Annotated in this window: 11 protein-coding genes; 1 reads left to right on the forward strand and 10 read right to left on the reverse strand. The window is 46.4% G+C overall.

Annotation, left to right across the window (positions count from 1 at the left end; translation table 11 throughout):
- Nucleotides 1–31: 31 nt before the first annotated feature.
- The 3 genes from ABRS97_RS10770 to ABRS97_RS10780 form a co-directional block, all read right to left on the reverse strand.
- Entirely contained in the window at nucleotides 32–3,247 is a 3,216-nt protein-coding gene (locus ABRS97_RS10770; protein WP_367813684.1) for a glycosyltransferase family 39 protein, read from the reverse strand.
- 88 nt (nucleotides 3,248–3,335) lie between these two features.
- Nucleotides 3,336–3,563: a DUF7667 family protein gene (locus ABRS97_RS10775; protein ID WP_367813686.1), complete on the reverse strand. Its 228-nt coding sequence runs from the start codon at nucleotides 3,561–3,563 to the stop codon at nucleotides 3,336–3,338.
- A 106-nt stretch (nucleotides 3,564–3,669) separates the two neighbouring features.
- Complete coding sequence (locus ABRS97_RS10780; RefSeq protein WP_367813688.1) at nucleotides 3,670–4,593, reverse strand: LysR family transcriptional regulator; 924 nt, start codon at nucleotides 4,591–4,593, stop codon at nucleotides 3,670–3,672.
- A gap of 120 nt (nucleotides 4,594–4,713) precedes the next feature.
- Here ABRS97_RS10780 and ABRS97_RS10785 point away from each other — a divergent pair, with 120 nt between their 5' ends.
- Complete coding sequence (locus tag ABRS97_RS10785; RefSeq protein ID WP_483312443.1) at nucleotides 4,714–5,577, forward strand: SDR family NAD(P)-dependent oxidoreductase; 864 nt, start codon at nucleotides 4,714–4,716, stop codon at nucleotides 5,575–5,577.
- Here ABRS97_RS10785 and ABRS97_RS10795 read toward each other — a convergent pair.
- Genes ABRS97_RS10795 through ABRS97_RS10825 form a run of 7 tightly spaced genes read right to left on the reverse strand, consistent with a single transcriptional unit; the run spans nucleotide 5,567 to nucleotide 13,647 of the window.
- On the reverse strand, nucleotides 5,567–6,586 hold the full coding sequence (locus ABRS97_RS10795) for a hypothetical protein (protein ID WP_367813690.1): 1,020 nt from the start codon (nucleotides 6,584–6,586) through the stop codon (nucleotides 5,567–5,569). The genes ABRS97_RS10785 and ABRS97_RS10795 overlap by 11 nt on opposite strands.
- Before the next feature lie 16 nt (nucleotides 6,587–6,602).
- Nucleotides 6,603–7,973 (reverse strand): peptide ligase PGM1-related protein, encoded by a 1,371-nt coding sequence (locus tag ABRS97_RS10800; protein WP_367813692.1) that lies wholly within the window; start codon nucleotides 7,971–7,973, stop codon nucleotides 6,603–6,605.
- A 30-nt stretch (nucleotides 7,974–8,003) separates the two neighbouring features.
- Nucleotides 8,004–9,017, reverse strand: a complete 1,014-nt coding sequence (locus ABRS97_RS10805; protein WP_367813693.1) for an LLM class flavin-dependent oxidoreductase — start codon at nucleotides 9,015–9,017, stop codon at nucleotides 8,004–8,006.
- On the reverse strand, nucleotides 9,007–10,287 hold the full coding sequence (locus tag ABRS97_RS10810) for a type III PLP-dependent enzyme (RefSeq protein ID WP_367813695.1): 1,281 nt from the start codon (nucleotides 10,285–10,287) through the stop codon (nucleotides 9,007–9,009). Before ABRS97_RS10810 ends, ABRS97_RS10805 begins: the two co-directional genes overlap by 11 nt.
- A 3-nt stretch (nucleotides 10,288–10,290) precedes the next feature.
- Entirely contained in the window at nucleotides 10,291–10,992 is a 702-nt protein-coding gene (locus ABRS97_RS10815) for a dTMP kinase (RefSeq protein WP_367813697.1), read from the reverse strand.
- A gap of 21 nt (nucleotides 10,993–11,013) precedes the next feature.
- A complete protein-coding gene (locus ABRS97_RS10820; RefSeq protein ID WP_367813699.1) occupies nucleotides 11,014–12,141 on the reverse strand; it encodes a nucleotidyltransferase family protein in 1,128 nt (375 codons plus the stop codon).
- A 30-nt stretch (nucleotides 12,142–12,171) separates the two neighbouring features.
- Entirely contained in the window at nucleotides 12,172–13,647 is a 1,476-nt protein-coding gene (locus tag ABRS97_RS10825; protein ID WP_367813701.1) for a class I adenylate-forming enzyme family protein, read from the reverse strand.
- Nucleotide 13,648: the final 1 nt, after the last annotated feature.

The following is a 13,648-nucleotide window of genomic DNA, read 5'->3' on the forward strand; positions in this document are numbered from 1 at the left end:
ATTCCTGTTTGGGATCGTCAACTCCCATTCATTAAAAAAAGTTCCAGCCGGGCAGCCAACGCAGGAAGAACGAGTACTTAGCAGGAATGATCATCCCGGATAAAATCGGATAGAACAGAATGAATAGCACGAACACGGCAACCAGATAACCATATACATATTTTCTTCTGTGGAGCGGACCTTCCTCCAGGTACTCTTTCACATAGTAAGTCAAAATAAGGATCAGGAACGGAACCATCGCGAAGTAATGATAAATGAACGTTAGCCTTGGCACCAAAATCCACGGCAAATATTGTGAGCAGTACGCGATGAGCAGCATGCGCAACTTTTTATCTTTTCGGCGGAACACCACATAAAACGAAAGCACAACGGAAACGAATCCCGGCCACCAAACCAGCGGATTCCCGAAAGATATAATGCTGGATAGCATCCCCTCCGGCATCAGCTTCGCTTGATAATACCAGATCGGCCTAAGCATCATCGGCCATTCCCACCACGGGGATGCGAATGGGTGCGTCGCCACGAGATCCTTATGATAGTTATACATATGCACCTGGTAAGTAACGACATCCTTCAAGTCGTGCCCCGGCCCAGGAACCATCATGAACGGAATGTAGGATAACGTATAGACGCCAAGCGGAATAACGACAAATGTAAGCACGCACCAAGCGATGGTAAGCAGCGTGTTTCTGGCGAAGAGCTTCCGCACGAGCTGCAGCCGGTCGCGCTCACCATCCGTGAGCGGCAGGCGCCCAGCTTTTGATAGGGATGTCCCCCGGGATTCCCCACCCCCCGGGGCCTTATCTTCGCTCAGCAATTTGCCTGCAAACCTGTACTCGCTGAAACGCTCCAGCAGCGATAAAAGCAGCAGCAGCGCGAGCCCTGCGCCTCCATAAATGACAATCCATTTGGAAGCGGCGCCAATCCCAAAAAACAATCCGGAAAGCCCCAGCGGCACCAGTGTCGCCCAAAGCCGTTCCCGATAAAAACTAAGCATGGAATAGCGATACATGTAGTAAAACATCAGCATGATGAAAAACACGCCATATACATCAATCGTCGCGATTCGCGTCTGCGCAAAGTGCATGAAATCGAACGTAAGGAGAAACGCAGCGATAAACGCATACTCCGAACGCCCAAACATTCGCTTCGCGAACACATACATGATCGGAATCATGCCGACACCGAACAGAGTGCCTATGATTCTCCATCCGAAAGGATTCAGGCCGAAGACATAAATCCCAATCGAGATGAGAATCTTGCCTAGCGGCGGATGCGTGCTTTCATAAGGTTCAATTTGATGCAGATGTTCATATGCGGTTCTGGCATGATAGATCTCGTCAAAATACGAGCCTTCCATATAGGTAGGCGTGTAAGGCACTACGCTGCCTTCATCGAATAGAAGGGCAGGTTTCCCTTCATCGTTAGCGTTCGTTTCTTGTTCAGTTACCTGAGCCACTGGCAGAACCGATGTGTCTCCATCTCCGAAAATGCCCACTTCATGTAAATGCAGCGCGGCGTTTTCCTGAGAATCGATCGTGATCTTCACGTATCTCGCGTCATGCTTAGGTTCTACCGTATGCCATGCTAATACCTTCGCATGATCGGATTTCACCGCAATCGGATCGCTCCATGTTTTCCCATCTTGTGAAAACCAATAGGAATAAGAGCCTTCTCCAACACCTGCAAAGCTGTTAATTCTTGTAATGGTATGTGACCCGCCGAGATCGGCGATGACGGCTTCCCCGGCTTTGGCCGGCTTCCAGAAAGTTGTTGGATCCTTGTGTCCACCAAGATGAAACAAAGCAATAAGTGTATATACAAGCACTAGTGCGCCAACGTAGATCATATCTTTTTTCGAGAAAAATCTTCCCTTGCCGCTCCGCTCGACACCGTCTTCTCTCGGATTAAACATAGCTTTCCACCGTTCGGAAACTGAAGACTTATTGATTTCAGGCTGCTGCGCATTCCTGTCTTTCGCAGGTTCCTGTTGTTGTGATCGTGATCCCACAAAAAGCCTCCATCCCAATAAGCATGCATAAACGAATAAAATCACATTTATAGCTGATGTCATTAGCATCAACGAATCATAACGCGGAATGTGATAATCGTGGTGAAAATTGCGCGAGAGCACATCCGCTAAATTGACAAAGTGAGTCACGCTAAATCCAATAAACAACCATAAAATCCTTCGATCTTTGAGGTAGATGAAGCTTGTAAGCGCCAGCAGCAGCCCGTAATGCAAATAACGTTCGTGCATTTTGGTCATGCACATGAAAACAGCCGTTATAAACAGGAAAGCGATATACAATAATGCACCGCGTTGTCCCTTGCTTCGTATGTACAAATAACTCGTGTATACAATCGCTAGCGCCATCAGCACCCAGCCTATCATTTGATAGGAAATGGGCCCTGCCCCTTTCGTCATCTCAATAAAGTTGCCGCCTAGGAGGGCCATCAAATTAAAGGCATTGAGCGAAGCGTACGGATAGGACGCCAGTGTACCTGAATACAGTTCAATCAGCCAGCCATATCCTCTTCCCATCGAAAATGGAAGCGCAAACACAGCGATTGTCGCTGCTCCGCTCAGAACGCTTAACAGGAAAGTCATCAGGCTCCGTTTGCGGACGACATCCAGAAGCAGAAAGATCCCGAACAACAACGCCTGAGGCTTCAACAAAATCGATAAAGCCATCCATACCGAGGCTTGAGGCAGCTTTCCCTGTTGCTGCAATAAGAATGTAACCAAAATAAATAACATAAAAAAAGAGTCAATTTGCCCCCAAATCGCCGAGTTCACCCAAATCGCAGGATCAAACGCAAACAAAGCAGCCAATCCAAATGCTTGCAGCCACAATCCGGCGCCTGCCCTCGCGTTTATAGCCAACCGATATACGATGAACGCGCTTGCCAAATCAGCCATCATTGCTGGCAGCTTTAAGATCAACAACGATTCGCTGCTTATCCACGGAATAGCAAGCTTGTGGTGAAGCAGCCCGACCAAATAGAGCACGTACATATACCCGGGTGGATAGTCCAGAAAATAGTCTTTAGCATTCGAATACAAACCAGTTAGACCCACTGTATAGGCGCGGTCTGACCACGCTAAAAACGTTTGCACATCCGTTTCGTAACCGATCCAGACAGGTGCTATGATTAGCCTAAACAGTAGTGCTGCGAACAGAAGAATGCCTAGGAGCAGCATTCGGTGAGGAGGGCTCCCCCATTGCTTGAACGAGCTTAACATGCGATATTCTCCTTTTCCCCAAACATGACTAATCCTATTATACTCGTCCACTTCCCCACAGAAAAGGAAAAAAGCACCGATCGCCAGGTCAGTGCTTAGGCTCAAGCTTTTCGATGCGTTCACATATTTCATGCAGCCAATCATAATCTCCTGTGAGCGATGCGCAAAGCGATAAATTTTCTAGTTTTAATCGGCTCCACACATAGGTCGCATTCGCTTCCAAACACAGCATCAGCTCATCCTGCTCCGTTCGTGACAACTCCCTCGCTCTGCGCAAAGTCCATAACTCTGCCATACGTTGATGAACAGCCAACATCGTCCAAATGCCCTCCTGCTTGTATAGTGGCTAACATTATGCAGTATGGACAAAGAACAGTGTTGTGAAACAAGGTAATGCAAAGCAGAACAAGCTACAAGTAAACTTAAGTTCGTACAATGTCCCCTCTGCTTTTGTGAATATCCGACAGTGGATACATGGGGAGAATGACGTTCAAGAAACCTTGCAGGATCGGCGAAATATCCCTCTTCCTCCAAGCAAGAGAAATGCGGTACACGGGCTCATTTACGCCTTGAATTGGCCTATAAGCGATATCATTTCTCAAATGAACAGCCGATTCATGCACCATGGCAATACCCATTCCGGAAGATACCAGTGACAACACCGTAACCATATTGACTGCCGTTTGTATAATGTGCGGGCTTATTCCGGCTTTCATGCATATATGGATCATGGCATCATAATAGGCGGTGCCAGTCTCTCTTGTTGTTGAGATAAAAGGCTCTCCCTCCAGATCAGACATTGCGATTTCAGGCTTGTCGGCCAACCTGTGATCAATCGGCAACGCAATCCGAACGGATTCCTCCCGGATCACGTGAAATTGCAGTTCCGGCTGATCCAACGGCACGCCTACGATTCCGACCGAAAGGCTTCCATCCTGAAGGGCGCGGATTTGTGCAGATGAGTTCAGCGTGTGCAGATTCACGTCGACCTCAGGATAACAAGCACGATACGCCCGGATAACTTGTGGAAGGATATCCCAAACTGTTGACTCAACGAAACCGACAGCTAGTGTTCCGCTCTCGCCTGAGAGCGCCCGCTTTACGGTTTGGATGGCATGATCCGATTGAGCAGCCAGCACTTTCACCTCATCCAAAAAAAGTTGCCCCGCCTCTGTGAGCTTGACGCTGCGTTTAGTCCGAATGAGAAGTTTCCCACCGAGTTCTCGTTCAAGTTGAATGATCTGTTGACTTAGTGCGGGTTGTGCGATTCCGACACGGGACGCGGCTCGACCGAAGTGCAGTTCCTCTGCAACGGCAATAAAATAGTTGACTTGTCTAAGCTCCATGTCCAATCCCCTTTAATCATATGATCAGCTTATTACAGCCATACAAAAAAGATATTTCACTTCTTATTTCTCCCATTCTACAATAAAATCCGAGTCTATTGTTAGGAGGAGGATTTAACTATGACCCCTAATCGAATCGCCATTGTCACAGGCGGCAGCAGCGGAATCGGCTTCGAAATTGCCAGGAAGCTGGTTCAGCAAGAAGTCTTGGTCATCCTCGTAGGGCGAGGAGAGGAAGCTCTTGCAGCGGCCACTGAAGATTTGGGTAACGGCACTCGCTGGATCAAGGCCGACGTTAGTGATCGCTCAGATGTGGAATCGCTTATCAGAAAGGTCGCCGAGTGGACCTCCTATGTGAATATTCTGGTCAATAATGCAGGTTCAAGTGGCAATGTAACCACACAAACCCTATCCCATGAAACGGAAACGACTTGGAATGAGGTCATCGCCGCCAATTTAACAAGCGCTTACCTCATGACGGCGGCTGTCGCTCCGTATTTAACCCGTCCTGGCGGACGAATCGTGAACATCAGTTCAATCGCAGCATTCAGCGGCGGCAGCGGTGCGGGATCATTGGCGTATGCGGCGGCGAAGTCCGGCCTGCACGGGCTCACCTATGCTTCGGCACGCGAATTGAGCGGAGAAGGCATCACAGTCAATGCGATCGCGCCTGGACTAATCATTGACACGAAATTTTTCAAGAATGGTTTAACCGAGGATCGGCTGAACAGAGTCATTGCCCAAAACGCCAGCGGCACGCGCCGGCCGTACCGAAGATATCGCAGAAGCTGTCCTTTATTTGGTATCACCAGATGCATCCTTCGTCACTGGAGAAATTCTAAACGTCAATGGAGAATGGCTCTTTGGCCGGTAACTTGCGGAAACAACTGCTGCTCTGAAAAAAAAGACCGGGACTCTTTATTTTTCAAGGAGTCCCCGTCAACTAATTGGAGCTTAAACTATTCCACATTCCCTAAACGATAACAGGCAGCGTCTTAAGCGACTCGACTACACGATGAATCTGCTCATACTCATTTTGCTTAATTTGGTTCAGCAATTGTATGACAGCATGCAAATTATCTTTATTTCTGGATCTATAAAACTTAATCAGCATATTTCTAGCTGACTCGCTGCTTTTTTCAATCTCCTTAAACTTCTCGTAAAAACCAGCTTCCCGGTCCAAGTAACCGCGTTCAATCAAGAATTGGATTCTTTCCGACATGCAGTGCTTGTGCTCCCACAACATATGCGCATAGCGCAGGTCGACGTACCCGTCCGGATTTTGCAACAAATGCTCCATATACAATTGGAGGATCGGGTAAGTATCCATGCCAAATATTATAGTTGACTCTGGCTCCGCCAGGAGTCGGTATTTGGCCGCACTATCTCGCGCATACAAATAATCCTCTAATCCCTCAATGACCACTTTAATATCAAAGGTAAACGTGCCCTTTTCATTAAATTGATAGAGATAAATCTGTTCGCAAGGGTTCGGAATATGATCCAAATGGTGATACCCTTTCTCAAATTCTGCAAAACTTATGACCGATTTATCAAATATCAGCCTCTCATTATAGCCAAGAAGATTAAATGTTTCCTGTTCATCATCGAAACCATAGACAAGAACGTCGTGTGTCCGGTTAAATTTCTGGTAAGGAACACGGTTAGGCACGTAAAATTCATCTAGGTTTAAATATACATAATGTCCGAGGCTCAATGAATCCTTCACAAAATCCACAATCGAAGTCCGAAAAGTGGGGAAAATCCCTCTATCCAACCGCTGAACCTTTAACCAAGGATTATAAGCGTAATCCAATTCGTAAAAGGCAAATGGGACCGGATGCGTCAAAAAATTTTGATGAGTCGATACTTGAATATAGTTACAGTAGATCCACTCCCAGCTCTTCTCGTGATTCATTAGAATCGCAAGGGGAAACGCAGAAAACTGCCAGCATTTCATTGGCGGAATTTGAATGGGCAACTCCTTGGACATCGCTTTTACACCTCCATCATGTGGTAGATAATGACTGGCGATTCGATAAGCTGTCGACTACCTCTTCAAGCTTAGTGCTATAACGTTCGTTGGTGTCCCACTCCTTGGCTATGATCAAAACAAACAAGCGGCCTGTATATTTTCCGCTCCCCGCATCGCGTCTGGACGGCAAGGTCCCCGATGTATAGGCGATCACGCCTTCACCACTTTTACGATCATATAAGATGCCGTTCTCTTCTAAGGCTTCTTTCAATTCCTTGTACGCAATGGGTTGTTCCGACAACACTTTCAAATACCGGGAGAACACTTTGCCTTCTTCAAGTACGTGAGCGATAAACGAGATATAGGTTGACAACGTGAATCTGCCGTTAATTTCAATAATCGGGATAATCGTGTGCTCGCTTGTAATGATGGAATCAATGCCGGCGACACCTGTATATCCCATTCCGAACAAATAGGCGCCAATTTTTTCACCGTAGCTTTTGTATGCTTGCAGCGTATCGTCATTAAGGTCTGCCGGGACTTTGGATCCGATATAAACCGTATCCCGCAGTATTTGTTGTTTAATGGAAAACACATCGACAGAGCCGTCCGGCGCGATATAGATTTGGTAATTCACGTCCGCTTCTTTCTGATACCATCCCTCTACCAGCCATTTACTATCCGGATTGTTTCGGGATGATCGAGCCAATCTGCCCAGTAAAGAAGATAGCTTGTCCTCACTATCAATGATATATAAACCTTTGCCCGATGCTCCATGAGGCTCTTTGATAATTACCTTTTCGAAAGCAGGCGAACTGCTTACTAATCTATCATATTCCTCCCTGATCTCCTGCACATTGGCGCAAATCTTGCCTTCACAAACCTCCAGCTCAAGCCGCTCAGCGATTTCTCGGTTGAATATTTTATCATTGACGGCTGCATTAACCTCCGAAGAAGCACCGATTAGACGGAGACCGCAATTTTCTGCAATTTGTTCCTCCAAACGGGTCACCGCATACGGCACGAAGTATACATCTTCACGCTCCGAGGAAATATCTATCAATTGTTGTTGAAGGCCTTTATCCTGTAAAACAAGCTCCGAAATGGGCGTCAACAAATCGTCCCCTTCAACGATCAGCATACGCGGAATTGAGAAGCCAAGCTCCTGCAGCGCATTCAAATAGCTCACATCCGGCAGTTTCCTAAGAATCAAGACATCCTGCTCGCGGCACAATAGCAAATTCATTTCTTCCACGCGGTTTACAAGCATATCTTCGTTCTGATCAACGACACCAGCGCTTACACGGTTCCAATATTTCTCCGCACCAATATTTAGCAGCCATATGAGGATGCCCTTATCCCGCTGCGTCGTGAGATAGTTGACTAAGTGAAACGTATCCGCCATTATTGCATACTCTCCCTTCTCCTACCAACGTCATCGCGTGCGTCTGAAAACCCGCTCAATATGCTCAAAATCCTGCTCTTCCGATAGGTTATTAATAATGAACTTGTTTACGCCAAGCTCCAAATATTTCAGCAAGTAGTCAGCAACGTCATCATAGCTCCCAACTAAAATCGGATTGAATTCCGCGCCGCTTTTAAAGCCTCCGAGCCAGTACACATCGTCATATAGCTCCTGTTCAATTGCTAGAACAGCCATGTTCTTATTCCATACGGACTCCGACTTCGTTTTCAGCAAAGTGAGCCGCTCGCTTTTCTTCGTTATTTGATATTTGTTCGATGCATAATCCCACGCATCATCCTTCGTTTCTCTGGCAATAATGCCAATTCTCATGCCAAGATCAATCTGTTTGGCAGGGAACTTCTGCTGAACAAACGTCTGAAACTGATCGATCGGCCCGGGATGTGTAATAGCGATATCCGCTATCCGATGTGCAGTTTCAATCGAAGCATCGGAAGAACCCGACATAAATAACTTCGGCTTCAAATGTTCGGGGAGCGTCGGTTCCAGCTGCAGTCCGCCGATCTGGTAGAATTCGCCTTCATAATAGACCGGTCTCTTGGAAAACAGTAATAGATTCAGCACATCCGTATATTCGGAGATTCGTTTGTAACGAGAATCGTGGCTTGTGCGATCATTGATCTGCTGCAGTTCCTGCTCTTTGGCCCCGGCTATCAGATTCAGGTTTACTTGGCGACCAAATATGTAGGCAATCGATTGTATGATTTTAGCTGCGGTAAAAGGGGGAATCGTATAAGGTTGCAGCGCCACTAGCGGAATTAGCTTGCGGGTATGCTGAGCGATTGTGATCGCAAGCGTCCATGGATCGAGAATCTGATGATTATAATACAGCAGCGAACCATTCAGCCCGTACGCTTCCGTGTTTTGCGCAATTTTAATAATCGATTGCAAATAGATTTCTTCACTACCAGGCTGAAATTGCTCATTCGCGGGTATTTCCGAGTAAATGTCCACGTTATAAGACACTGATTTCACGCTCCTTCTCGCCTATGAGACCTCCTATAGCATGCTGGCCTCGGAGGAAATCTTGCGGTTTTCCGCGTTCCCTTAACACGTGGAACTGCTGATTCCTGTGCATGACTTCTGCCGGCAGCGAATGGCTCAAGAAGAGAACAGGGCTGTGCGTCAACCCGTAAGCCCCTGATTTATCAATGACGAGGATATCGCCTGGAAGTGCTTTTGCCAAATTAACTTTTTGGCCCAAGACATCGGTCGGTGTGCACAATGAGCCTACAACATTGACTTCTTCCAACTCATCATGTTCTTTGCCCAGCAGATACATCGGAAAATTATTTCTGACATATCTTCCCAGGAATGCAGTTGAAGCATGTTGGTTGGAGCCTCCGTCACACACAACGAATTGCGTACCTTTGCTTTCCTTGACATACAGCACTTTCGTTAGAAATGCGCCGGCTTCGGCCATTAGAAATCTTCCGCTCTCCACGCCCATCCTTGTGTTCGCAAGCCTGTCCCGATACGTTTCCCATACCTCGGTCAGCCCCTCTTTGACCAGATCCGTATTCAGAGGCTGTTCTCCATTAAAGTACGGTACGCCGAATCCGCCTCCGAGATCCAAAAAGTCCAGTGGGAATGCATACGTATCAGAGAGCGAAATGGACAGCTTAATGATTTCTTCTATATTTTTGACAATACTGCTCGCATCAAGCATTTGCGTACCTGTAAATATATGAATGCCTGACAAATTGACGAAAGGAAGTGACTGAATCCGTTCAATCGCCTCTCCTACAAGGGATTGATCAATGCCAAATTGCGTAGGCACTCCAGTCATTTTCATGCCTGCGCCTGAAAGATTAAAGTTCGGGTTGATTCGAATCGCGATACGAACCGATTTCTTATCTTGGCTCGCAATCTCATTAATGATAATCGCTTCTTCCAAAGATTCGATATTGATGCTGTAAATGTTTGCCCTAATCGCATGCTGGAGTTCTTCGTACGTTTTGCCTGGGCTCGTAAAAATAATATGCTCCGGTTCAAAGCCGGCTTCCAGTGCGACATGAAGCTCGCCTAACGAAGCAACTTCAATCCTGCTCCCAAACTCTTTGAACAATTGACAAACACCCAGAAGCGGATTGGATTTCAGAGAATAAAATACTTCAAACGATTCCGGCAATTGGCTTTTTAGCAAACGATATTGGGATTCAATCTTTTCACCATCGTAGGCATATAATGGCGTGCCGAAAGTTTCGGCCATCTCCTGCAGCATTTTCTTATCCATCTCTTACCTCCATTGGGACAAAGATTCTCTTAGCGTCGATTCTTTGTTGAGTCCTGTTTTTTGATGCATGTATCCATCAACTTTATGGCTAAGATGTTCAAATGATTCATGCTGATCGACGAAAATGATATTCGTGTCTCCACGCTCCTGCAGCCCCTTGAACAAACGGACATAAGCATCTCTCGTCTGTTCCAAATACTTCATGTCTTGATTTTGCAATTTCTTGTTCGTATGAAAAAGAACTTTCCCCCTGGATTGAATGCGCTCCAAGCAAACAGCAGGGGGAGTGTCATAGAACAGTACCAAGTCCGGTTGCCTGACGAATCGTCCGAACATACGCCCCATCATCGTTCCGGCACCATTCACAGAATCCCGCGTTAATGCCGTATATACGTAACGATCGGCGATCACGATCTGACCTTCATCCAGTGCTGGTGAAATAACCTTCCAGTAGTCGATAAAAAAACTAAGCCACTGCAGCAAGCTATAAATGACAGAGGTTAATAGTCCGAACTTATGCAGTTGCTGGGTGATCTTGCGAATTAGCGGGTTCGAGTTCCACTCAACCATAATCGGGCTTATGCCAGATGTCGACATGTAACGCTCCAGCTTATGAATGCCTCCGCTTTTGCCCGAACCGCTAATGCCCTCATACACCAGCAGAGTTCCCTTTGCTTGGTTAATGACAAACTCTTCTTTTTTCATTCGCTCACCGTGCGGTTCTGACTAATTGGTGGTTGGTGCATAATCTTGAATTTTTTCCAAGCTGCCGAACCGTTTCATATCGAAGAAGCGTGAGATTAAATCCTTGTTCCATTTATACACGATATTTGAATTCGCTGGATCCACGACCTGTTCCAAGAAGTCCGTTTGCTCAGGCTTAATTTGTGCAAGCATGTTAATGAAGCCTGTGTTTTCATTCAATACCGGGAAGAATGTCAACGTATGCGCGAGTGAATAGTAACACTCATTGATAATATCGTTAGACTGCATAATATCGATCAGTTTCTGCCAATCAAGCTCTAGATTAGGGTCTGTGAGGAATGCATAAATATCTACGAACTTATACAAACCGAGATCCCGCTGCCACTCTACCCAGTTCAACACCGCCGCTTCTTTAAACAAATGAACGCACAGGTGGGCAATGAAGTATTCTTTAGGCAGCGCGCTTACCGGGTGAACTCCGTCAAACAAGTAATCCTCAGCTTGCTGCACGAAATTGTCTACTGCTTGCTCAGTTCCTTCCGCCATCCAATCCAAGGAGAAATTGATGTCCACTTCAATCAAATTGATGCCTGGCTCTTGCGTAATTTTGCGATACGGCACAACTTCCCCGTAATTCATCCGATAATTCAGAATTTCTCTTCTTGTAGCCGGGATGACCGTGTTTTCATTCTCATCATGAAAGCCCTGAATGAAATCCAGATCCTTCAGTACCTTCCCGCATGCCGTCAAATCCTCCGAGCGAAGCAAGAGGTCAATATCGCTGGAGATTCTGCAGCCAATCGGATAGATGGAATTGGCCAAAATGGAGCCTTTCAGAAACGTATGAGGAATACCACTTGTTCTCATCGCATCAGCGATTTTCAGAATTGATTTTTTGTGAGAATTCGTCCGATGGGATTGAATTTCATGAATCAAATACAGGCCAAATTCAAACTCACGGTTAAAAAATGGAGCGCTGATTTGCCGCAATACGTGATAAGCGATACCTGCTGTGCGGTTATAGATGAGATGCCCTAACACTTCCGCCCAATCCAGTCTTTCAGCAATTAATTCCAGAATCCGTTCTTTGTTAGGCCTCCTGAATTGCGCCAATTCCAATACAAGCTCTTGTTCCAATGTTTTTGTCATAATAGTGCTCCTTCATTCGTTTTTTTGGGTTTAGACGGGTTGTCTTCTCATGATTTTCCCCGCCGAATTTCTTGGAATTTCGCTCACAATTTGAACGATATCCGGGAATTGATAGCTGGCTAATCGACTTTTGCATAGATCGATCACGTCTGCAGACGTTAAGACAAGATCAGGATGTGGAACGACGGACACCTGCAGTTTCTGCCCGTACCTCGGATCAGCAGCACCGGAAACGACACATTCGCGAATGCGCTCGTCCTCAAGCAGCACATCTTCGATCTCCTTCGGATAAATATTCATGCCGGCCCGAATGATCATGTCATCTTTGCGGCCTTCAATATACAGGAAATTGTCTTCTCCCCGGTATACAACATCGCCGGTATACAACCATCCGTCCTTTAATTTCTTGGCCGTAAGTTCCGGATTTTCCCAATAGCCTAAGAAAACATTAGGTCCTTTGACGATTAGTTCCCCTTTTTCACCAATACCAAGACGATTCCCCTCTTCGTCTATGATCTCTGCTTGCATGCTGGCAATAGGAATTCCGATACATCCTTCCTTCACGGTAAAATAATCTGGCGGCAGATAAGTAATTCTCGGGGACGCCTCCGTTTGGCCATACAACATATAGAAGCTAACATGTGGAAACTTTTCGCTTATTTTCAAAGCAACCTGTTTATGCAAATATTCGCCCATCAAGGCAACTTTCCGTAATTTAGGCAAAACACGTTCGACTTTATCCATGGCAAGCTGATAAAAGACTGTCGGCGTCGTACAAAAGACCGTAATCTGCTCTTTTTCCATGAAACTAAGCAATCTGCGAGGCATGAAAGGCTCGTTATAAAACGTAATCTGCGCCCCGCAAACGCATCCCAACAAAAACTCCCCCGTCATGACCGACGCATGGCTCAAGGAGCGGTTAATGAGAATATGGTCATCAGAGGTTAGCCCAAAGTAACGTTCGATGTCTTCCATATTCGCCTTCACGTTGTCATACGTTAGAATCGTCCCCTTGGGTTTGCCGGTGCTTCCTGACGTATACATAACGAAAGATGCAGGCATAGACGAACGAACAGAAAGTGGGTCGGCAGTTGGCTGCCGCTCCCCTGAGGATACTGAATCTGGTGTTACAATGGCCGTTTTCTCAGCTTTACAGGCATCCTTTACACTGGAAGGAAGATACGCGTCTGAAGAAGAGACGAGAAAATCCGGTTTGGTTTGCTCAATAATTTGTACGCATCTTTGCTCCCCATACTTAGGGGACAAAGGAATGACCGTAACGTTAAGGGAAATGAGCGCTAACGCGTAGATAGCCTCCATATACGGAAGTTCATCCAAAATGGCAACGCAGCTCCCAGCCGGAATCGTGGAACGAAAATTTTCGGCCGTGCGAAGCACAATCTCCCGCAGATCGCCATAACGTACCAACGATCCGCTGGGATCGATAAAAGCGGGACGGTCGGCATTTTTATGAAAGGATCGTTCAATCAGGCCCCATAAGTTCATC

The sequence above is a fragment of the Paenibacillus tabacirhizosphaerae genome, from assembly GCF_040812395.1.
Lineage (GTDB): Bacteria > Bacillota > Bacilli > Paenibacillales > NBRC-103111 > Paenibacillus_E.

Bases quoted from the DNA above. Each gene is read 5' to 3' on its own strand.
- ABRS97_RS10770 (WP_367813684.1), bottom strand. From the start codon at position 3,247: ATGTTAAGCTCGTTCAAGCAATGGGGGAGCCCTCCTCACCGAATGCTG.
- ABRS97_RS10775 (WP_367813686.1), bottom strand. From the start codon at position 3,563: ATGTTGGCTGTTCATCAACGTATGGCAGAGTTATGGACTTTGCGCAGA.
- ABRS97_RS10780 (WP_367813688.1), bottom strand. From the start codon at position 4,593: ATGGAGCTTAGACAAGTCAACTATTTTATTGCCGTTGCAGAGGAACTG.
- ABRS97_RS10785 (WP_483312443.1), top strand. From the start codon at position 4,714: ATGACCCCTAATCGAATCGCCATTGTCACAGGCGGCAGCAGCGGAATC.
- ABRS97_RS10795 (WP_367813690.1), bottom strand. From the start codon at position 6,586: ATGTCCAAGGAGTTGCCCATTCAAATTCCGCCAATGAAATGCTGGCAG.
- ABRS97_RS10800 (WP_367813692.1), bottom strand. From the start codon at position 7,973: ATGGCGGATACGTTTCACTTAGTCAACTATCTCACGACGCAGCGGGAT.
- ABRS97_RS10810 (WP_367813695.1), bottom strand. From the start codon at position 10,287: ATGGATAAGAAAATGCTGCAGGAGATGGCCGAAACTTTCGGCACGCCA.
- ABRS97_RS10815 (WP_367813697.1), bottom strand. From the start codon at position 10,992: ATGAAAAAAGAAGAGTTTGTCATTAACCAAGCAAAGGGAACTCTGCTG.
- ABRS97_RS10820 (WP_367813699.1), bottom strand. From the start codon at position 12,141: ATGACAAAAACATTGGAACAAGAGCTTGTATTGGAATTGGCGCAATTC.
- ABRS97_RS10825 (WP_367813701.1), bottom strand. From the start codon at position 13,647: ATGAACTTATGGGGCCTGATTGAACGATCCTTTCATAAAAATGCCGAC.